Annotated in this window: 18 protein-coding genes; 5 read left to right on the top strand and 13 right to left on the bottom strand. The window is 50.8% G+C overall.

Going from position 1 to position 21807, the window contains the following annotated elements:
- Both ABYT30_RS06120 and ABYT30_RS06115 read right to left on the bottom strand, forming a co-directional pair.
- The coding region (locus ABYT30_RS06120) for an NAD-dependent epimerase/dehydratase family protein (RefSeq protein ID WP_373095654.1) at positions 1 to 302 on the bottom strand (302 nt) is incomplete at its 3' end.
- A gap of 44 nt (positions 303 to 346) precedes the next feature.
- On the bottom strand, positions 347 to 1153 hold the full coding sequence (locus tag ABYT30_RS06115) for an enoyl-CoA hydratase/isomerase family protein (RefSeq protein ID WP_373079944.1): 807 nt from the start codon (positions 1151 to 1153) through the stop codon (positions 347 to 349).
- Between the two features lie 573 nt (positions 1154 to 1726).
- Here ABYT30_RS06115 and ABYT30_RS06110 point away from each other — a divergent pair.
- Together ABYT30_RS06110 and ABYT30_RS06105 are read left to right on the top strand one after the other, a co-directional pair.
- The gene (locus ABYT30_RS06110) at positions 1727 to 3109 is read left to right on the top strand and encodes an SRPBCC family protein (protein WP_373079946.1); all 1383 of its coding nucleotides are present in this window, start codon (positions 1727 to 1729) and stop codon (positions 3107 to 3109) included.
- A gap of 10 nt (positions 3110 to 3119) precedes the next feature.
- Entirely contained in the window at positions 3120 to 4190 is a 1071-nt protein-coding gene (locus tag ABYT30_RS06105) for a Gfo/Idh/MocA family protein (protein ID WP_373095652.1), read from the top strand.
- Positions 4191 to 4198: 8 nt separating this feature from the next.
- Here the strand turns inward: ABYT30_RS06105 and ABYT30_RS06100 are convergent, their stop codons facing one another.
- Positions 4199 to 4801 (bottom strand): esterase/lipase family protein, encoded by a 603-nt coding sequence (locus ABYT30_RS06100; RefSeq protein WP_373079950.1) that lies wholly within the window; start codon positions 4799 to 4801, stop codon positions 4199 to 4201.
- A gap of 239 nt (positions 4802 to 5040) precedes the next feature.
- Entirely contained in the window at positions 5041 to 5469 is a 429-nt protein-coding gene (locus ABYT30_RS06095; RefSeq protein ID WP_373095650.1) for a DUF1353 domain-containing protein, read from the bottom strand.
- A gap of 337 nt (positions 5470 to 5806) precedes the next feature.
- On the opposite strand from ABYT30_RS06095, the gene ABYT30_RS06090 reads away from it, so the two are divergent.
- Together ABYT30_RS06090 and ABYT30_RS06085 are read left to right on the top strand one after the other, a co-directional pair.
- Positions 5807 to 7561: an amidohydrolase family protein gene (locus tag ABYT30_RS06090; protein WP_373079954.1), complete on the top strand. Its 1755-nt coding sequence runs from the start codon at positions 5807 to 5809 to the stop codon at positions 7559 to 7561.
- Between the two features lie 3 nt (positions 7562 to 7564).
- A complete protein-coding gene (locus ABYT30_RS06085; RefSeq protein ID WP_373079956.1) occupies positions 7565 to 8227 on the top strand; it encodes a TetR/AcrR family transcriptional regulator in 663 nt (220 codons plus the stop codon).
- 16 nt (positions 8228 to 8243) lie between these two features.
- On the opposite strand, the gene ABYT30_RS06080 is transcribed toward ABYT30_RS06085, so the two are convergent.
- The 9 genes from ABYT30_RS06080 to ABYT30_RS06040 form a co-directional block, all read right to left on the bottom strand.
- Positions 8244 to 9470 carry an MFS transporter gene (locus ABYT30_RS06080; protein WP_373095656.1) on the bottom strand — a complete coding sequence of 409 codons (1227 nt, stop codon included), beginning with the start codon at positions 9468 to 9470 and terminating at the stop codon, positions 8244 to 8246.
- A gap of 34 nt (positions 9471 to 9504) precedes the next feature.
- Positions 9505 to 11106 carry a GMC family oxidoreductase gene (locus ABYT30_RS06075; protein ID WP_373095648.1) on the bottom strand — a complete coding sequence of 534 codons (1602 nt, stop codon included), beginning with the start codon at positions 11104 to 11106 and terminating at the stop codon, positions 9505 to 9507.
- A 29-nt stretch (positions 11107 to 11135) separates the two neighbouring features.
- Complete coding sequence (locus ABYT30_RS06070) at positions 11136 to 11534, bottom strand: Zn-ribbon domain-containing OB-fold protein (RefSeq protein WP_373079960.1); 399 nt, start codon at positions 11532 to 11534, stop codon at positions 11136 to 11138.
- Positions 11531 to 12685 (bottom strand): thiolase family protein, encoded by a 1155-nt coding sequence (locus ABYT30_RS06065; protein WP_373079962.1) that lies wholly within the window; start codon positions 12683 to 12685, stop codon positions 11531 to 11533. The genes ABYT30_RS06070 and ABYT30_RS06065 overlap by 4 nt, the downstream gene beginning before the upstream one ends.
- 78 nt (positions 12686 to 12763) lie before the next feature.
- Positions 12764 to 14260: an aldehyde dehydrogenase family protein gene (locus ABYT30_RS06060; protein WP_373095646.1), complete on the bottom strand. Its 1497-nt coding sequence runs from the start codon at positions 14258 to 14260 to the stop codon at positions 12764 to 12766.
- A 36-nt stretch (positions 14261 to 14296) separates the two neighbouring features.
- A complete protein-coding gene (locus ABYT30_RS06055) occupies positions 14297 to 15337 on the bottom strand; it encodes a zinc-binding dehydrogenase (RefSeq protein WP_373079966.1) in 1041 nt (346 codons plus the stop codon).
- Positions 15338 to 15448: 111 nt separating this feature from the next.
- Entirely contained in the window at positions 15449 to 16621 is a 1173-nt protein-coding gene (locus ABYT30_RS06050; protein WP_373079967.1) for an amidohydrolase family protein, read from the bottom strand.
- Between the two features lie 328 nt (positions 16622 to 16949).
- Positions 16950 to 18032, bottom strand: a complete 1083-nt coding sequence (locus tag ABYT30_RS06045; RefSeq protein ID WP_373079969.1) for a phosphotransferase family protein — start codon at positions 18030 to 18032, stop codon at positions 16950 to 16952.
- A gap of 71 nt (positions 18033 to 18103) precedes the next feature.
- The gene (locus tag ABYT30_RS06040; protein ID WP_373095644.1) at positions 18104 to 20455 is read right to left on the bottom strand and encodes a TonB-dependent receptor; all 2352 of its coding nucleotides are present in this window, start codon (positions 20453 to 20455) and stop codon (positions 18104 to 18106) included.
- 617 nt (positions 20456 to 21072) lie between these two features.
- On the opposite strand from ABYT30_RS06040, the gene ABYT30_RS06035 reads away from it, so the two are divergent.
- Positions 21073 to 21699 carry a TetR/AcrR family transcriptional regulator gene (locus ABYT30_RS06035; protein ID WP_373095642.1) on the top strand — a complete coding sequence of 209 codons (627 nt, stop codon included), beginning with the start codon at positions 21073 to 21075 and terminating at the stop codon, positions 21697 to 21699.
- Positions 21700 to 21807 lie beyond the last annotated feature (108 nt).

Below are 21807 nucleotides of genomic sequence, written 5' to 3'. Positions count from 1 at the left end.
GCCAACAACGGCCGCAGCCCTTCAAGCAAACGCGTGGCGCCAAAAAAATTCGCCGCTACTACCGTTGCAGGTTCACCGCTAAGCACCCCCGCCGCGGCAATCACCCCATCTAGACAGTCTACTTTAGAGCGCACTGTTTCCAGCAGCGCCATTCGCGCTTTAGGGTCAGTCAGGTCACAACAAATCGACGCGCTATGGAGATCGACGTCAAGTACCTGCACACCAGTCGACCTAAGATGGGCCACCGTTGCTTTTCCGATACCGCCTGCCGCACCGGTCACTAATACACTGCGAGCTACCATTTATACCCACCACTAAGTCAGTTCGAGGACCAATGCTCTGCTGGTTATTTATCTTTTTTACGGCCGATAGTCTTAACGTGCTTTTGCATCATTTCCTGGTAATCAGGGTTAAGCATGAGCGCGCTGTTAGCCAAACGCTCAACATGTCGGGCCTGCGCCAAACCGACATCGTTGGCAAGCTCAATTGCAATTTTAGCTGCGCCCATTTGCTCGGCGTTTTGCTTGACCAAGTGCTGGCAGAACGCCATGGCGTCTTCCTCAAAACTTTCGTCTGGATACACCTCCTGCACCAGGCCCATCGTCAAAGCACGGTCTGCCGTTACCGGCAAATTGGCCATAATGATGTACCGACTCCAGGCCGTACCAATAATACGCACCAGACGACTCACCCCGTTAGAGGCTGGCAAAACACCCATTTTGCCTTCAGGAAAGGCGTAACCCGCGCTTTTTGCCGCCAGACGGAAATCACAAGACAACGACAACTCGAGCCCGCCGCCAACACACATGGCATGGTGGGCAACCACAATCGGCTTCTCAATATGCTCCATTTCATCATAGATGCGGTGCATGCCATTGAGATGGAGGCGATGCATCTCTCGGATACCAGAACCCGTTGTCGGCATACTTGCACTACTGCCGCCACTCAAGTCTGAACCTGCACAAAAATAGCGTCCCGTCGCCCGAATCAACATCACCTTTAAGCTCGGCGAATCACGAAAGCGGTGCAAGGCCTCTTCAAATAGCGCCAACATATCCGCACTCAGGGCATTGAGTTTCTCTGGACGATTTAGTGTCGCAATCATGATTCCATTTTCTTCGGCCACCAATAGGTGCGGGGTATCTTTAGACAATTTTATTCTCCTGGTAAACGGCGGGATGAAAGCGGTGCTCTTTAAATATTACTAGGGCATCACGCAAGCACAGGTCGGTTCTAACATACTAGCCCTTATTATTGCAAAGACATAGGCGCAATACAATTAATTGCAATTACCCCGAAACCGGTGTTCTCGCAAACATTATCTCGACTAAGGACGTCCAGCGACCTACTCAGTTCCTAGCCTAGCTGGGCCTTCCTAGGCGCACAAAGAAAATTGCAACATCACTATGCCTATGCAATAATTATTCGCACTAAAGCACCTCAGTAGTCCGGCTACATAAAGGTAGCCTCGGGCAGCAAGTCATTGTGGATTAATTTACAGCCACTCCGTTGCCCAATACGCCGAACCAGTGCTTGCCTATAAAACTGCATGAAGACCATCCAGTTAATATTGGTACCAAACTAATAACAATTCGATACTCGGCACCTGGGCTCACCAGTAACCGTACTCGAAAGTTCAGGCGAGGCGCCCTCACCTGATCCAATAAATCTCATCGGCTGGGTATCCACCTAGGGATGATCAACTATCAAGGTAGTGGAGTGTTTTATGGCTGACAACGCAGAAAAGAAATTGAATGACGTTCCTTTCCGTATCACGGACCCAGAGCAAATTCCGGCCAAGCGCTACTATGACGAAGAGTTCTTCAAACTAGAACAAGAACTGCTGTGGCCACACGTTTGGCAGATGGCCTGTCGCCTAGAGCAAATCCCCAATATTGGCGACTATGTAGAGTACCGAATTCTCGAAAAGTCGGTGATTGTCGTGCGCACTAGCTCCGGTGTTAAAGCCTTTCACAACGCCTGCCGCCACCGCGGAGTAGAACTCGTTAATGGCCACGGCAACTGTAAAAAGCAGGGCTTTGTATGTCCGTTCCACGGCTGGCGCTTCAATATAGATGGTGAAAGCACCTTTGTTTTCGGCAAAAAAATCTTTAGCGAAAAGAGCCTCGAACAAGCAGAATTGAATTTAGTGCCCTGCCGAGTCGAACTATGGGCTGGCTGCGCCTTTATTAACTTCGACGACGAAGCGCCCGCTTTACTAGATTGCTTGGGGCCCGTTGCCGAGCGGTTGTCCGCCCGCAATGCTGAAGACCTAAAAATGGAATGGTGGTGTTCAACCGTACTCCCCACCAACTGGAAGCTGGCAATGGAGGCCTTCCAAGAGGGCTACCACACCATGAAAACCCACCCTCAGTTAAACATCAATATGGGCCCGGAGAGCATGTACGGCCAGGATGCGGAAGTCCCTTCACCGCGCCCGCCAGAAACAGCAGAGGCATTCGTCGACGCCAACATCCGCTTTATGGAGCACCTGAGCGACGGTATGGCTGGCATGATTCATCAGAGTGAAGTCGATATAGCCAACAGCCTACGCGACATGGAATTACCTACTGATGTTAATGAAGCCGCCATGGCATTCTACGGCCGCTTAAATCAGGAGATCACCGATCAGGGCCGAGCCAAAGGATTAAATGTTCCCGACCTCAACGCGCTCGCTATGCGCGGTGACTTTAGCGCTGTGGAGTTCATGTTTCCTAATTACTTCTTACTACCCTTTTTCAGCGCCATGTCCAGCTACCGCATTCGGCCACTAACACCGGAAACATGCCTGTTTGAAATTTGGTCCCTCGCCTTCAAGACTGACGAAGAACACACACCTGTTACCGAGCCAAAGCACATTCCCTACGACAGTACCGACTTCCCACCAATTCCGCAGCAGGATTACGGCAACCTGCCGAAGCAACAACGCGGATTACATGCCAAGGGCTTTGAATACATGCGCCTGTCCCATAAAGTTGAAGGCCAACTCAGCAACTATCAGCGCGTTATCGATGGCTACCTAGCCGGCGAAGACCCTGTCAAACTCGCCAAGGCCCAGCAAATCGCCAACGGCCCATTTGAGTCGCCAATTAAAGATATTGGAATTTGAGGTAAGCAACTTGAGTAAGCGCCTTCGCGTCGGCATTGTCGGCGGTAATGCCCAGCGCGGCTGGGCGCGGGATGCACACATTCCCGCGCTTAAGCACCTAAAAGACGACTTTGAACTCGAGGCGGTATCTGCTCGCACACAGACCATCGCCGATGAAGCACAAGCAATATTCGGAGCCAAACGCGCTTATGCCGATTCTATCGCGCTGGCACAAGACCCGAATATCGATATTGTCTCCGTCACGGTCAAGGTACCAGAGCACCGCGCCGTGGTACTTGCCGCTTTAAACGCTGGCAAGCACGTGTATTGCGAGTGGCCTCTCGGTAGAGATCTCGCTGAAAGCAAAGAAATGACGAGCACCATTGGGCCCAATAGCCAGGTCATGATTGGACTACAAGGCCTTTCTGCACCGGCTATTCGCCAAGCCGCAGCGTTGGTCGCATCAGGATCACTGGGCAGCTTAAAACTCATGCGCGTGTTCTCCGCCACAGCGGGCTGGGGCGCTGAAGCATCACCAAACCACGCCTACCTGCAAGACAAACGCAATGGCGCAACCTTAGAAACAATCACCGGCGGCCACACCCTAGCGGCGATGGAAGCCCTCGCCGGCGCCTACGTCGAAGTAGATGCCCGCAATACCACACTGAGAAAGCACGTACGTATTCAGGGATCAGCGGATGTTGTTCAGCGCAGCTGTGCGGATCATATGCTCGTCACAGGTCAACACGCGAGCGGCTGCGTATCCACCCTCGAAGTGGCTGGCGGCGTGATCGATCGCAGTTTCTCGCTGGAACTTGTCGGTGAAAATGGCTGGCTGAAAATTTCCGGTGGCCATCCCGGCGGCTACCAAGTTGGCTTACTTAATCTAGAAACCAGCTTCCCCAGCGAACCGCTGACGCCATTGGTGGCAACTGGCCTCGACGGGCCGCCGCTTAACGTTGCCGAACACTATATGCGCTTTGCCAAGGACATTCGCTCCGGCGCACAAAGCGTCCCTGATTTTGACGTTGCCATGCGCTTAACGCAGCTGCTCGACACAATAGATCTCGCAGCAACTAAAGGGCAGCGACACAGATTGTAATGTGTTTGCTATGATCGGGGGTGCGTAAAAGCGCCCTTTTTTAGGAAATGCACAATATTCTCGATGACTAAATCGTCTTTCATCATAAACGGATGCGAGACCGGCATTGCCAAAAAATCACTTTCGTTTTCCAAGTGAGCTCTAACAAGGGAAACCTTGCCATCGTCCTCGGCTGGTATCAGTCGAGACAGAATGAAATTAATCGATTTCGTTCCAGCAATCACACCAAGCTCAAAGTTTACTGGACCGAGTGAATTCGGAATGCTCTGCTTCCCGGTGCCAAGCTGTAAGCCAGCGGGCCCATTAATAAGTTTGAAGCCGGGCATGTTTTTCAATTTATCGACGACTTCACTACCCTTATTTGGCGGACCAAGCATGACCGTGCGGCCTAAATTTTCAAGATGATTTTTCTTAAAGTATTGCCTGACCAAAATACCGCCTAGAGAATGTGTTACGAAATGAATTTTACTCGGTGCAGCACGACCACAAGTCGCCAAGCCCTCATTTACGGCGATATTAGCAAGAGACTCAATATCAAATTCCCGAGAGGGATAATCGACATTCGCAACGATGTAGCCCTCACGCTCCAGTCGCGAGCCGATTTTATCCATTGACGCTGACGTTCTAGCAAGACCGTGTAGCAAAACGACACACTCGCCGGCGTAGCATCGAAGGGTTAAAAGCAATAAACCAATTTTTAATATACTTTTCATTTTTTGACAGTAAAGCCTTAATTTCTCAAAAATATAACATCAGGCTCATTGAATTCATTTCGTGCGCAGTTGACCGCGAACACGCTCCCCGCAGGCAAGCGGCGAACGCGCTATAATCATGATACTTACTATACCGCTTACGCCCTAGGTGCACGATGTGCTTTTTTCTTGTCTTGGGGACTTGCGGACGGCTTGCCAAATTTGCGTAGGGCCTTGTAATAAGTCGACGCCGCAAGATTTGATACGCCATCTTCTTTACACATTTTTTTAAAGAGTTTGTCTGCTGGTTTCCGGTGCGTTCTCGCACTAATAAAGTCATGCCTCATCAACTGATACAAGGCGTCATGTACCAGCGAGGCGCGCATGTTTTCATCGGTATCGGGCACAGGGCCAGAGGGCCCATCCCAGGCATAGCCACTTTTCACAAAAAGGTTTCCAAGTGTATCTAAATTGATAAATTCAGTGGCAATATCTTCCTTTGGCTGTATTGGAACCTTCATTTTATGCGCTTTGGCCAACTGATACTTGTACTCACACCGGTATAGAATAAAGCCTTCTGTGGTCATGGTTTAGCACCGCCATATTTGTGCGCACAGAGGCGCAGAACTATAAAAAACCAAGAGCAAAACTAAAAACCGGCGCTCGTTAGCCATATTTAATCAGCACACAGTTCTAACAGGTAATAAAGGTCAGAACTCATACTTAACTTTAGTGCAAAATATCGACTCTGCCCCACCCACCCCATGTATTTAGCATTCCACCCCGCAGCACCCAGGCATTAACACCCGTCACAACACCCGCGCTCAGGAAGCAAAATGCGTTTTTGTACTACAAGCCCTTCTCTGCAAAAAAAACTCCTGTTACACTCTGTCACATATAATGCAATGAGAAAGGTGCAATACAATGGAAATCAAGATTCTAATCAAGGGTGGCACACTCGTTGATGGTTCAGCTGCGCCAGCTTATTCAGGCGACGTGCGCATAGCCGGCGGCAAAATCGTTGAGATTGGTCAAAACCTTGATTCTTTAAAGGGCGAGCGTTTATTCGACGCCAAGGGCTGCTATGTTACCCCTGGATTTATAGAAACCCACAACCACTGGGACGGCGGCGTGTGGTGGTCTCCCAATCTTGATCCATTACCCGGCTATGGCGGCACCACGACCATTAACGGAAACTGCGGTTTTTCCCTAGCACCGGCACCGCAAACCGAAGAAGACAAACAAGACGTAATTGATATTTTCAATTTCTTTGAAGATATCCCAGAGGAGCCAATGCGCAAAATAGTGCCTTGGGACTGGGTGAAATGGAGCGAGTACAAGGCCTCTATGCAGCGCAATGTGCGGGTGCCACTCAACTTCTGTTCTTTCTGCGGCCATATTCCCATGCGCCTATCGGTAATGGGCCAAGATGCTTGGAAGCGCGCCGCTACTGCTGATGAAATAGCGCAAATGTGCGAGCTACTAGAAGATGCACTCGCCGCTGGCGCTATGGGGCTCTCGTCAAACTATCTCGACTGGGACAAGTACGACCGCCCACTGCCATCGCAGCTCGCCGACGACGCTGAATTCGACGCACTTTTAGCTGTACTCGCCCGCTACCCCGCCGCAACCTTCCAAGTTATTGTTGATTATTTTATGCGAATGACGGGCAATGAGTCGGTTGAACGCATGGCTCGCCTCGCGACAAAAGCTGGTGTACGAATGCAGTGGGCGGGATTGCCAACACTTAAATACCAAGAGAGCATGGTTCCCCGCGCCACCGAACTACACGAGCAATTCAAAGCCGAAGGTGCAGATATTTACACCGCTTTTAATGTGCTTTCACCAACCTCTGTTGTGAATTTTGGTCGTTCGCTGGTCTTTGCTCAAAATGGTAACCCTGTTTGGCAGGAACTAGTGAATGCCGAGCCATGGACCGCGAAAAAAGCGTTGCTAGAAGACTCTCAATGGTTAGCCCGCGCCCGCGACGCTTGGGACAACACCTACTCCCACTCGAACTTCCACGACGCAACGGCACTACTACTGCGCGAAAGTGAAAGCGGCTACGGCCCCATAGGCGTGACCCTAGCAGAGTATATGGCCGAATCTGGCATTGAACACATGTCTGACGCCCTTGCTCAGTGGGTGCTAAACAATGGCGCTGAGTCAGTAATACTCAAACGAATGATGGAGAAAGTAGAGCCCACTCTCGAGTACCTGCTAAACGACCCCAACTCACTCGCGAACGTATCTGACGCAGGTGCTCACGGTAAAATGTTCTGCGGTGCAGGTTACGCAGCTTGGCTGCTCACTGACTATGTACGTGACCGCAAGGTCATTTCAATAGAACAGGCGGTGCACATGCTGACAGGCCGACTGGCCGACTTCTTTGGCCTTAACGATCGCGGCCACCTTGAGGTTGGCAAGGCAGCAGACATTACCGTTTTCGATCTAAACGAAATTGAAATGCGGCCAGAGAAGAAAACTTGGGATGTATGGGACGGCACCGGCGGTCGCACATACCGCTATACCCGCGACCCAGCTCCCATGCGCCTCACCCTTGTCAACGGCGAACCCACTTTTGACCGAGGAGAATTCACTGGGCGTTATCCAGGTGATTTTATTTCGCCGATTGCCAAGGACGAAGAATGTGAAAACCCTAACCAAGCTCGCGGCTAACTGATGGCCAATGAGCACAAACCAGCCTCAACCAGCAAATTAACTTCGGCGTCAGCACGCCTAAGTTACAAGTCTGCGGCAGCGGTTAAACCGTCTAAACAAGGCAGTCGAGAACGTTTGTTGGTTGCAGCGACCGAGTGTTTTACACAACGTGGCTTTGCCCTTATTTCGGTAGAAGATATTGCCGCTTGCGCTGGCGTGAGCAGAATGACCTTCTATCGCCACTTTAGCGATAAAGGCGATATTGCTGCAGCGCTACTCCGTCATGGCTTTGCAAAGCATCAACCAAACTTACTGCGCATAGGTAATGTAGACTGGCGGGACCGGCTGTCCGTTCGCGATTGGATCCGCCACATCTTTGAATCTGATCGCGAAAATCGCTTATTGCTGCGCGCCTTTGTGCAAGCGAGTTCGGTTGATCAAAATTTTACCCAACGCGCCCACGATCATATCGCGGCGCTTATTGTCACCTTAGGGGAAAAAATACCTGCTTTTGCCTTGCGGGAAGGTCATCCCGATGATCGCCGACGCTGGGTAGAAGCTTGGCTACTCCTCTATGAATTATTGGATCAGAGTAACCACGCTGCACTGGATTCTGGTATTGCATCAGATCCGATAATGCTAGATATTTTAACTGACCGCTTCTTGGCCTTTGTGGCGGCTTAAATCCTCGTAACTAGATCTAGACGTCGCTTACTCGAGTTCCCAGCTCGGGAGAGGCTTCGTTGCTTTCCGTGGGCACGAGCATAATCAGTAGTGTCGACAGCAAAACGAGTGGCACTGCAAAGAGGTAGTAATTGCTATAGCTACCACTTACATCGAAGATTCTACCCGCCAACAAGGGCCCCATGCTCGCGCAAATCGCAAAACCAGTTTGGAATATAGAATAAACAGTGCCAAAAACTCGCTGATCAAATTTGCGCGTTGCCAAATAGGTAACAATATCGGTTTCGGCACCCGCCGCAATACCCAACATCGCAGCCGCTGCCACCAACATGGGCAAGCTTGCCGCATCCATATTAAATATTGCCATTACCAACAACGGCAAACTAAAGGCCACCAGCGCTAATAAGCGCGTTGGCACCCAATCTAGTAGCAATCCAGTCCCTACGCGGCCAATAATTGAACAAACCCCCGCCAGACCGGCAAGACTGGCCGCCGTGCTTAGATCAAGGCCCGCCTCCCGAACAATCGGCACTAAGTGGATGATGAGCGCAAGCTGCACACTCGCAAACAAACCACCCGCGCCCAGCAAACACCAAAATTCACGAGTCCTAAAAATTGGCCCCACCGGTGGCAGCGGCAATGAAGATTTTTCAGCGGCATCAGGCAGCGGGGGTTTGAAAAAGAATAATGCTAAAGGAAAGACGATCAAGGCCCAGCCAGCAGCCATAACCGGAAAGGCAAGACGCCAACCAATGCTGGCAGACAATTGCGCGGCGATCATCGGCCAAAGTGCGGTCGCCAAGCCAATACCGGCGAGCACCACAGACAACGCCAAACCGCGCGAAGCCCTAAAGCTTACCATCGTCGCCATTACCCACGCGGCAGGAATCACCCCCAAGGTACTCAAGGCATAAAACGCCGCTAGCAACCACCACTGCCACATTTCACCATTGCTAAGGCCAAAAAGCCCCAAGGCAAAAGCAAAGGGCAGAATTCCCACCATTACCATGCGACGCGGCCCGACGCGATCGAGTAAGCGCCCTGCCAGCGGGCCTAATCCTAGACCAAGCAACATCTGAATAGTCAGTGCAGATGAAAATTGCGCGCGGCTCCAGCCAAATTCTTCGGTGATCTCCACCATGAATACGCCACTGCTGTACACCATCGCGGCAGGGCCACTGATACCGAGCAGGCCAATTAACGGCAGCAACCAAGATTTTTGCCATTCTTGCCGCTTCGTCATTACTTCCACAAATTACTCCTCGGTGTGTTCACCACTACTTAGCGTCTTGCAAAATCATGTCAGCCGCTTTTTCACCAACCATGATCGCCGGCGCATTAGTATTCGCCGCGGGCATCACCGGCATAATTGAGGCATCAGCAACTCGCAGCCCTGTTATACCGCGCACTCGAAGCTGAGGATCAACAACCGACGCTGGGTCACCGCCCATGCGGCAGGTGCCAACTGGGTGAAAACCAATACCGGCAGTGGAACGAATATGCTGCTCCCATTCCTCATCAGTTTGCGGTTTTACTTCTGGGTGAAGTCGACCGCGTAAATGTCCCGCTAGTGCCGGCGCATTAAAAATCTCGTCAACTTCTTTGAGGCCTCTGATCAGTGCGGCTACATCTTCTGGGTCGCCCAGCAAGCGATGGTCAATCACTGGCTTTTCCGCTGGGTCTACACTGCGCAGCCGAATTTCACCACGGCTGCGGGGTTTAGCCACGTTGGCATAAACAATGATCCCCGGGCGTTTGTGGGGACCGGGGTTTTCAGCATCAAATGCCAATGCGCCAAACTGCAGTTTAATATCGGGATTTTCCAAGCCAGGCTGAGAGCGGAGATACGCCATGGCCTCAACTGGGGTAATGGTCAGAGCACCGCGGCCAAACAAAAAGTAGTTAAGGATATTCCAGGGCATTTTTCCTGCCGTTACCATATTGTTATAGGTGGGAATATCAACAAAATAACTGGTGTTTACGCTGGCGTGTTCCTGTAGATTTCGGCCAACCTCCGGCGCATCGACCGCAACGTCTATTCCCAATTCACGCAGGGCGTCGGCGGGCCCAATACCTGAACGCATAAGAATAGCTGGCGATTGCATCGTACTCGCGCTAACGATCACTTCTCGCCGTGCACGAACAATATGTTTTTCACCGTCTTTAATAAATTGCACACCAATAGCGCGGCCATTTTCGATCACGACTTTATCGACCAATGCCTCGGTAATGACCTGCAAGTTTTGTCGCTTCATTGCCGTTTCGAGAAAAGCCCGCGCGGCACTTGAGCGCTGGCCCTTTCGCTGGGTTACTAGATTAGTAAAAGCACCGTCTATGTCACCGGAGCAGTAATCGTCTACTTTACGCAAGCCGCGCTCGTGACAAGCATCGATAAATTTCTGCGCTAGGGGATGATATTTGGGCCGCGCCGAGACGCCCAGTGGCCCCTCTGTAGAATGCGTTGGACCAGCTTCGCCACCAAAGCCTTCCGACTTCATAAAATAGCGCTGAACTTCGTCCCAACTCCAGCCATCGCAGCCGAGGTCGTTTGCCCAACTATCATAATCAGACCGCGCACCACGGATATAAACCATGCCATTAATCGACGAGCCGCCACCAAGCATCTTGCCGGCCATCCACGTCACCTGACGGTTGAGCAAGGAAGGGTCAGGCTCGGTCTCATACATCCAGTCGGTCTTGGGTTTGCTAAGCATTAGGTATGTGCCAACCGGCATTTTGACAAGTAAATTATCACTGCTACCGCCGGCCTCCAGCAAAACTACTTTGTGCCGAGGGTTTTCTGACAGGCGAGCTGCGAGCACACAGCCTGCACTGCCGCCGCCAGCAATAACAAAATCCGCTTCTGTCGGGATAGTCATGATTTTCCTTATTATTTTAAGTCTGAATTTTATACTGGTGTAAACAGAGGAAAGGCGTCGCCCGCGCCTTTACGTACGCGCACCCGCATACCGGATTTCACTTCACTGGCTTCAATACCAACAATGCGGGTATGAAAATAAGGGCCTTCATCAAGTCGCACAACTGCCACGGCGTAAGGCACTTCTTCGGCTAACTCTTTGATGTAGGCGCGGTAAAAAACCGTGAAGGTATCAATTACCCCTTCACCGGATGTCGACACCCATTCCATTGGGCCTGCGCCGTGTTTAACACAGCAGCTCGCCGGCCAATCGTGACGCCCACAACTAGAACAACGATGCAGAAGAAAACTTTCGTCAGCCTTCCATGCATCCCAAAACGGCGCATCGAGATCACCTACTTTCAGCTCTCCAATAGTATTTGTGCTCATGCTTCAGCTCCCAAAATTAGGGTTCCGTGTGTCCACGTATTTTGCACACCGCCGTTTAGGCCGTGACCGCTCGCCAGCGCTAAGCGCGCATCTTTTACTTGGGTCGCCCCCGCTTCGCCACGCAATTGCTTCATTGCTTCAATGATCGGCGTGAAACCTGCCGCATAGAATCCGGAGATCTGACCACCCCCGGTATTCGCCGGTATGGCGCCATCTAAGGCAATGCCTCCGTCAGCGACGAAGGGACCACCTTGGCCTGGCTTACAAAAACCATAGTGCTCAAGTTGCATGATGATTGAGATGGTAAACGGATCATAGAATTGAGCGGTATCGATATCGGCTAAGCTAACACCTGCCTGAGCGAACGCCCGCGCTGCCGCCGGCGCAATATTATCGTGGTGGGCGTACACATCTCGCTCGTGCCACTTTGCAATATTGTGCCCCATACCGGCGCCCAGAATATAAACGGGATGGGTAGCAGCCATTGTTTTGGCGCGTTCTGCACTGGTAACAATAAACACCGCACCGCCGTCAGTATCGCGACAGCAATCGAGCATATGAAAAGGGTCGACAACCATCGGTGAGGATTGGTGATCCTCTAAGGTGATCGGCTTTCCGTAAGTCATCGCATCAGGTCGATTAAGCGCGTGATTACGCAATTGCACTGCCACGGCGCCCATATGCTCACTGGTGGTACCATAGTGATCCATATGCCAGCGCGCATGCAGCGCGTGAGCACTGGCCGCACCAATCATCCCAACCTGCGCGGGATAACCGTAGCCTAATGAGCCCAATGACATCGGCGCACTGAAGCCCGGCATACCGCCCGAAGAAGGAGCCATCGCGTAGGCACAAGCGACCATCTCCGCCTGCCCAGAAAGTATTGCGCCAGCGGCCATAACAAAGGTCGCAGACGCCGTCGCGCCACCGGTTTGAACTGGCCAAGAGAAGTTGGGCGACAAACCAAGGTAGCGAAGATCTTCACGCTCGTGTGATGCATGGATATAGCCATCAATTGCGTCGCGCTCTAACCCAGCGTCGAGTAAAGCAAGCTCTAACGCTTGCCGACGTAGTTCGACTTCGGTGACACCAAGCCCTCTACCTTGTTTGGTAACGCCCATTCCGACGATCGCGATCCTGCCGCTTTTCATTGTAAGCGCCCTCTAATCTAATTAATTAAGTCATTGCGCAAAGTACTTCTTGCTCACGCAAAAATTCCCTAAACGAATTTAAGAAGCTGAACCGAGGTTTAAGACCTTTACTTCTTGGAACGCGCGGATACCTTCAACACCGCGTTCACGGCCAACACCGCTCATCTTAACGCCACCAGATGAAGCATAAGCGCTGCCCATAAAGGTATTTATATTCACCGTTCCGGTACGCAGGCGTTTAGCTACATCAAGCGCTTGACGGGCATCTTTACCGTGAACATGACCAGATAGCCCCAGCGGTGAGTCGTTAGCCATTTCAATTGCGTGATCAATATCGCGATAACCAATGACCACCACAACTGGGCCAAAAATCTCTTCCTGCGCGGCAGGGTTTTTGTTGTCTGGGGCGTCAAGAATTGTTGGTTCAAAATAGAAGCCCGGGCGATCCGCGCGTTTACCACCAGTAACGACGGTGGCACCAGCTTCTACCGCAAGCTTCACAAAATGAGCGCACCGCTCAACTTGGGCTTCACTGATCACTGGTCCCATGGTGGTATCCGGCGCCGTGGAATCCCCGATTTTGGCATAGGCCATGGTTTGCATCATGCCGGCCAAGACTTTCTCTTTTTCGGCCTCTGGAACAAAAATTCGAGTACCCAGCACGCAACCCTGACCGGCGTGGGCTAAGCACACACCGATTGCGGCGGTGTAAGCCGCCTCAACGCGGTCCGGCAAAAAGATTTGTGCAGACTTGCCGCCGAGCTCAAGCTGCAGCCGCTTCATTGAGGGCGCTGCTTGTCCCGCGACGATACTGCCAACACCGGTAGAACCAGTAAAACTCACCATATCCACAGCGGGATCAGTCGTTAATAACTGTGCGCCCTCGGGGCCTGCCTCGGCAAGAATATGCAGTACGCCGGCAGGTAAGCCGGCAGCGGCTGCGGCTTTACTTAAGGCAAGCGTACTTAGCGGTGTTAATGGACTAGGACGCAAGACAACACAATTTCCGGTAGCGAGTGCGGTCAACACTTTCCACAAACTAATATGTAAAGGAAAGTTATACGCGGAAATCGCCGCAACAACGCCGACCGGCACATAGTGGCGAATGCTCTGTACGAAGCCACCAAAGGAATTAATGCGCTCCTCTAACGGAAGCGGATTATCTTCGATCTCTGGCAATTTCATATACAGATCAAGCATCGATTCCATCTGTTGAAGCGGACCACTGACCTGGGCTTGCAGAACAAAACCACTTACCGGCGCACCTGTTTCCATGACGATAAGTGAGTTCACTGCTTCGTTTTGCTCATGCAAATAAGCGATAAAGCGACGTAAAATTGCGACACGATCGGCAGGCTTCATTGCCGCCCATTCACCCTGATCCGCAGCCTTTCGCGCACTAGCAATCGCCGCTTTAAACTGGTCAAGAGTGGCACCTGGGAAATTTGCAGCAACTTCACCAGTAGACGGATTGAAAACCGTTACTGGCAGGCCAGTGCCATTCTCAGCTTTACCGTTGATAAACATAGCTGTTGTCATTAGCTCAGCATGAGCCGATACCGCATTAGCAGACATTAATTTTCTCCTCAAAACTTGTGTTATCGGACTTGCCTAGGCCGGCAAATCACCGACACGAACAACAACTTTACCGGCGACACTTTTTTCAAACAGACCAGCAAAAGCATCGGGTAAACGCTCGATACCCTCTTCAATATGAACATCAACATTCATGCGACCACTGCTAAGCAATTCGCCCAGTTCTTTTTCAAAAGCAGGGCGCAGGGCATCTTGGCCAAGCTGAGTAAAACCCTGAATGCGAACACCATTGAGCATTACCGCTTTCAATACAGCCGGCAAATTATCGACCTCACTCGGCACGTCGCCTTGGTATTGCGCCATCAAACCACTGATCAACACCAGCGCGCCACGCGCCAGGCGCGGAGTGATGGCAGCTAACATCGGCCCACCAACATTATCGAAATACACATCAGCGCCGTTAGGCAGCGCTTTCGCCAGCTGCTCATGAAAATCAGGAGCAAAGCGGTCAACTGCCGCGTCATAGCCAATCTGCTCGGTGAGGTAGCGGCACTTTTCCGCACCACCAGCGATACCGACTGCGCGGCCACCACGGGCATGAATAAATGCGCCTGCCGCAGAACCGACTGCACCAGCAGCGCCACTCACTAAAAATGTTTGACCGGGCTTTACGCCGCCGGCCACTTGCAAGCCTACGTACGCTGTAAAACCGGGTAAACCGCCAATACCAAGGGCATTTTCTAGAGGACCGATCTGCGGATTAACACGATTCACACCCATACCATTTGAAACCGCAAAATGCTGCCAGCCAAACCGCCCTTCAACCAAGTCGCCAACTGCAAATTCGGGATGCTTCGACTGGACAATTTCACCCACAGCCGCTCCGGGAATAGTCGTGCCCGGCGGCATTGGTGGCATACCGCCACCAAGTGGCGCGGGATCGATAAATAAACGCAGCATTGGATCAACAGAAATAAATATCGCGCGCACCAAAAACTCACCGTCGTTAATCGTCGGTATCGCTAAGTTTTCAATGCCAAAATCAGAGGCCTGAACAGGGCCCTCAGGGTGATGCTGCAACGTCACGCGCAGCGAGTTTTGATGCGAAGTAGACATTATTATTTACCTGAATATGAAGTCAGTTTGTGTCGCGTTAAAAAACGCCGACATCAAACCCGATGGATTTGGGTTTGTGTCGGCTAAGCGCTTTGAAGAGAAAACTCGTCGTTACAGTTTAAAGAGTTCCTTGGCACGACCACCGAGAATCATGTTTTTATCCGCCTCTGGCACACCTTCGAACAACTCGGTAATTTTATCCTGCGAATCAGGGAAAGTCGTTTCTGAGTGAGGGTAGTCAGAAGACCACATGATATTGCCGGCACCTGGCAGGTCACGAGTCAAAATACCCGCGCGGTCGTGAATAAATGAACCGTAAATATTCTTTTCCCAAAAATGGCTTGGTGCCTTTTCTAGTACGCTGTTTACCCAATGACGCTGCTTATGCCACGTTTCGTCCATATAATTAGCCGCAAACGCAAACCAGCCCACACCGCTCTCTACCGAAACCAGCTTCAATTCTGGGAAACGCTGGAAGACACCGCCGTAGATCATAATGGCAATTGGCTCGCCCATGCCAAACTTAGACATCAGCAAATCTGACAAAAAGAACTTAGGCTCAGTGAAACGTACAACACGACCGCCCAAATGAATGGTGAGTGGAATACCTAGGTCGCAAGCCGCTTTCCAGAATGGGTCAAATTCAGCGTCCGCATAGCTGCGGCCGCCAGAAACATCACCTGTTAAGGCCATCATCTGTGCTTGTGCGCCATTAAGGGTGTCTGCTTTCGCCATGGGGAATGCCGGAATGTTCACGGTTTTATGGCCCATCTTTACGCACTCGCGCATCATCGCGATGGAGTCTTCTACATCGACCATGGGGATGTAACCCACACCCACTAAACGGTCAGGCGCATAGGAACAAAAATCGGCTAACCAGCGGTTGTATGACATAAAGCTTTCTTTAAACAGCTCTGGGTTAGAGGTTCCCAGTGGACCACCACCAAACAGGATGGCTTTGTCCATACCATCTTTGTTCATGTCTTCGATACGCGCACCTGGCATCCAGCCGCCGCTACGGGCATCTGACAAGCGACCTTCCATTTTGAAATCTTTGCCTTTACGGCCAGCCTGGGCACTGATCAAATTGACTTTGCGGCGCCGGCCTTCAAAAATCACATAGTCAGCGTCTTCAGCGTGTTCAACCACTGGTGCCAAATCGCGAAGATGCGCAGGTAAATATTCGGACCACATTGTGTGCGGCGGGTTAACGTGTGCATCGGCATCAACAATTAATGTGTCATGCTTTTTTTGCACCACAGATGCTTCGGTTTGTTCAGTCATGATATTTTTATCTCCAACTTACGTTAACTATTTCTACCGAGAGAATATTCCGCACATCCCCAGCCACTGAATGCCCTTAAGTTGCCCGTAATTCGGTGCAACTTAAAGCATTGCCAAAGCCACCCTACTAAACGGCAGCGCATGCAAATATTGAATTTCATCATAGCGATGGCGTTACAACGCTGTCAATCAAAATGAACCATAGGCATTGCATTAATTGGAGCATAAAACCGCGCTCAACTCAAGGCGCCACCCCATTACCACTACCCCCCCGACTTGAAATGCATTCACACCACACCGCCGGTGCGGTGACGTCACAAACCCAAGCTCAGCGGTCTAAATACGCCGCTAATTGACGACCAGGCACATGGCCAGGCGCCATCGGCATATCGCGCAAAGCCACCATCCGTATACCCAAGCACTCCATTTTGAACATCGCAAAGGCCTCATACCAATCAATGTCTGCCGCCGACTTACCTGATACTTCACTCCACAGCGCAATAGTCTCGTCACGAGAGCCCATACCGTCTAGAGTCGGAATACCGCGAGTTTCCGTCTGCGTGCGGTCACTGCATAACCACCACCCCAGATCGTGCAAAGCCCCCCCGAGCGAGGGCTGCTCCCAATCCATTACCACCGCGACCTTGTGATCATCGCCAATCATCATATTGCCGAGGCGTGCATCACCCCACACCAGGCCTTCAGGCCGATTATCCGGCCGCGCAGCAAGGAGGCGATCAAAGCCCTTACGCAATAGCGCCGCCTGCCCATCGGGATCAACCCAATCGAGATAACGACGCCAGCGGTCTACTTCTTGATCAAAGTTTTCTGAAAACTCGCCTGGTAGATTTAAAAAGCCAGCATCAGCAACCGGCACCTTTTGAATCGCAGCCAACTGCGTCACTGCATCAGTCCACAATTTGCGCCGCTGCGCTGGCGGGGTATCTACCAACCACCCCTCCTGAGAATAAGGTGGATAACTGACCGCAACACGGCCTGCAACCTTCTCCATAATAAAAAATGGTGCACCCAACAGCTCTGGGTCACTGTCAAACCACAGCGGCTCAGCAACGCGAACATGACCACTATCTCGCATCAATTGCATGAGCTTAAACTGCTGCTCAAACATGTCGTCTTGATATACCAGATGCCGCATGGGCTTAATCCGCACAACCATGCCTTTGCGCTGTTCGCTACCCCCCTCACCCCACAAGGCATCGAATAAAATGGTCTCATGGGACATACCCGCACCGAGGGGGTAGCTCAGATTCACAATACGAATATTTTCCGCTGCGGGCATCTTATTGCCGAGCCACCCAGCCAGCGATTCAGCGAGCACATCCAGATCCCGCACTTCAGGGGCGACAATTCCGGACGCCGCATTTTTAGTCGTACTACTTACGTCACTCATTCCCGTATCTCTTTTTGCTTAAAAATACCGAGGGTGCCCCGCGGCGGCCCCTACTATTAAATTCTCGACGCCTACCAGCCATAACCCACAGTTAAACCAAAAACGCGATCAGCACCCATGGGAATAACATGGATAACATCACGGCGATCGTTTTCGACACTCAAGGGGAACAGATTCATTGTATAATTTTGTGCAAATATATTATTTATGTATAACGAAGCTTGGAGCCGCTCCTCTAAGCCCAACCAACCAAAACGCAGGTTCCAAATTGAGAATGCATCAGCGATCGCCAGGGGGTGTTGCTCAGCAGTGTATTGGATCTCGTCGGTCCAACGTCCCGCCAACTGCACATAAGCCGAGCTATCAAAATTAGGAAGGGCTATATCGTAACGGCCGTTTATATTAAAACTTAATTTCGGCGCGTTCGGGAGGACTCCGCCGGAAACATCCTGTTCATCACAGGTCCCATTATCGTCATTATCGACGCCACCCGCCTCTCCCGGCTCTTGGCCAGGAAAGCACTGTACAATAAATTCATTAAATACCGCATCGTTGTACAAAAATGAGCCATAAACCAACAATGCATCTGTCGGCTTCGCTTGAAACTCTAGCTCAACGCCACGTGTCTCTAGCTCACCGGCATTCGCCAATCTAAACTTACCTGTCGGAACCACATTATCACTAACTACTTCTAATAGCTGAGCCTGAAAATTCTTAAAAATAGTATCAAATACGGCAATATTAATTTGTAGCCGGTTATCTAACCATCGCGACTTCATGCCAAGCTCGAGCGCACTGGAAGTCTCTGGTTTTACTGGATCGGCAAATGCCTCCTCTAAATCTGAAGCATTTAAGTCGAAGGTCCCGCCTCTGTAACCCGTCGATGCGCTCAGGTACACCATGCTTGAGTCGTTCCAATCGTACTGCAAAGAAGCCATACCGGTAACGACTTCATCGCTAATCTCAGCACCCGAAATTTTCACGACAGACTCAGGCTGTACGGGCGCACCAGTCGCCTCATTCTTGATATCGCGCCGACGCTCGACACTTCCGGTCAATCGCTCATTGATATACCGCACTCCTGACGTCAAATGCCAGCGATCTGTCGCATGCCATGTACCCTGCGCGAAAACACCAAGATTTTGATTACCGACTTCGGAAATTCTTGACGCCGTCAGAGTAGATGGTGCGTCCACGCCGGTAGGCTCGGTACTTGGAAAACCAGGAAAAACACCACCGGTTATGCCATCGATCGGAATATTCTCAACTATCTGCAAATAATCCTCGTCGAGCAGATTGTCGAACCACAAGGCACCTACCGTGTACTCTAGAACTTCGTTTTCATTCGAGGTTAAGCGCAGCTCCTGAGTAAATGTTGAAAAATCGCGCACTTGGCCACTCTCGGTAACGTCGTAGCGCTCGCCGTCAAGATCGGGAACCGGCGTATTACCGTCAACGGTAAAGTCTCGATACCCGGTTACCGAAGTGAGCGTGTGACTTCCCAGATCCCAATTTGCAATCAGGGAAATACCGCTATTCTCAGTATTCGCTGACGCATTGGAAAAGCCTTTGGTGGTCCGATTACTGTCGCTATAGTGAATTCTCGTATCTCTAGCCTCTTTAGCCGGATTGGCGCTACGAAATGTAAATGGCGTGGAGTCTGCCTCGTTATTCTGATATTCAAGGCTTAATTTAATAATTAGGGTATCTGCGGGATCCCAGCGCAGTTTAAGGCGAGCGCCGTAAGCATCAGAATTCGGAACATTTTTATCTTGCAATATATCCTCTAAATGCCCCCGAGATTCCTTGTAAAAACCAGAAAACCTCGCACCTAGGCTTGATGCTATTGGCCCGCTAAGACCAAACTGGACTTTCGCATTACTACCCGGAAAGCTGGCAGGCTGCATATAATCAATTGTCGTAAACGCTTCGAATTCCGGTGCTGGATCTCGAGAGATGATATGCACAAGACCGGCCGTTGAATTTTTACCAAACAAAGTGCCCTGTGGGCCGCGCAGCACCTCCACACGTTCGAGGTCATCAAATTCAAGCATTGCCATCGACGTTCTGGCCAGCGGAACCTCATCAACCACTACCGATACATTCGGCTCAACCGCGCCACTATAGACGTCTGTACCAACTCCGCGCACTCGAATAGCGCGGTCGGTAGGGTTACTCAGCTCAGTGATGCGCAGCGATGGGACTAATTGCGTCAGATCCCGAATACTGCTTACATTGTTTTCTTCAAGCATTTCTCTGCCAAATGCCGACACTGCCATCGGAACATTTTGTAGGTTTTGCTCACGCTTCTGCGCCGTCACAATAACCTCTTCTAGCTGTGCCCCTGCATGAGAATAAAGTATTGAGCTTGACGCTAATAATAAAACTATGTGCTTCGCTGTACGTATTTTTATTGTTTTCATTAGAGTTGCTTTTCCTCGACTGGAAAGCCATAACAAGCAAGTTCACCGGTAACCAACGCCTAAACCAAGCACACTGACCACCCCCAAAATTATTCTTATAATCAATGGGTACCGGTCTATTTACCTCGCCAAACACTAGCCGTCGCGACTGAACGCCCTCACGAATACTCGAATGAAAGCCCTACCACGACCAAAGCAACACCGGCACGCATGACCTTTATAGCACTCGCGTTTTATAAAAGCTACAAACAGTAGCCTAAACCTCACCACCTAAAATAGCTGCGTGTCACAAAAAAAATGCCAAAATAACACGTTTTACTTAAACCCCAATTGTTAGCACTCACGTAACACCGCTCAAAAAAGACACCAAAAAACACTCTAACCAATTGATTTAAAATACAAAAAACATATACTCACTAAAATCATCATCATCATGTGCGCAGCCATCCGCCACACCGTCACAAGCTAAACACCTACACAGATATAGTCTAAACCGATCTCCTAACTAAGCATCATCAGTATAATGGCTATATTTTGTAGACATTATTGCAAACACTTAATACGATGTAGGAGTAAAATTAAGCTTTAATACATCATCCAACTTCGAGATAACAGCAGTGGCTACTCGCACAATTGAACCCCAAGAACGGCGAACCGCAGGCGTGCAACTAAACGGCAGAGCAGCTCAGGTCGTCTCTAAAGTGCTTAAAGCAACCGGCGAAGAGTTGAATCGAGTGGGTTACGCAACAATGCGCATGGATGAAATTGCCGAGCGCGCTGGTGTCAGCAAATCAACGATCTACCGTCGCTGGCCGACAAAAGCTGAGCTGGTTATCGATCTGATTAGCAATCATTTCGACGAAGCCGATAACGAACCCAATACAGGCTCCTTGCGACAAGATCTTATTAATCATGGCTTACACTTGCTCAAACTAAGCAAAAGCCCCATGTGGTACGGTGTACTCAGCTCCCTGACCGGCCGCACCGAGCCGGAAGTTGACCAACTTGCAACAAACCTTCGTGAGCGGGCGCAGGAAACCCGCAAGCGGATTGTTCAGCGAAGCATTGACCGCGGCGAACTGTCAAAGTTTGTTGACGTTGAGATTATTTGCGACATGTTTGCAGCCCCCATCTTACGGCGCTTGTTTACCAGCAACCTGACCGTAGATGCCCGATATATTGAAGCCATAACTGACACGACCCTCGCCGGCGCTGCGGCTTTAGCAACGCTAAAACGGGCATAAATTTTTCATTACCTGCCTAAGGCAAGCAATATCACAAACTCATCACGCTAAATAACAATTAAAATTGGAGCACTATTATTATGACCAAGACGCTTGTTTCAGACGACG

Origin of the sequence: Zhongshania sp. (assembly GCF_041623545.1) — a bacterium.
GTDB lineage: Bacteria > Pseudomonadota > Gammaproteobacteria > Pseudomonadales > Spongiibacteraceae > Spongiibacter.
Note: the sequence above shows the minus strand (reverse complement) of the source record. Positions and strands in the feature narration are given on the sequence as shown.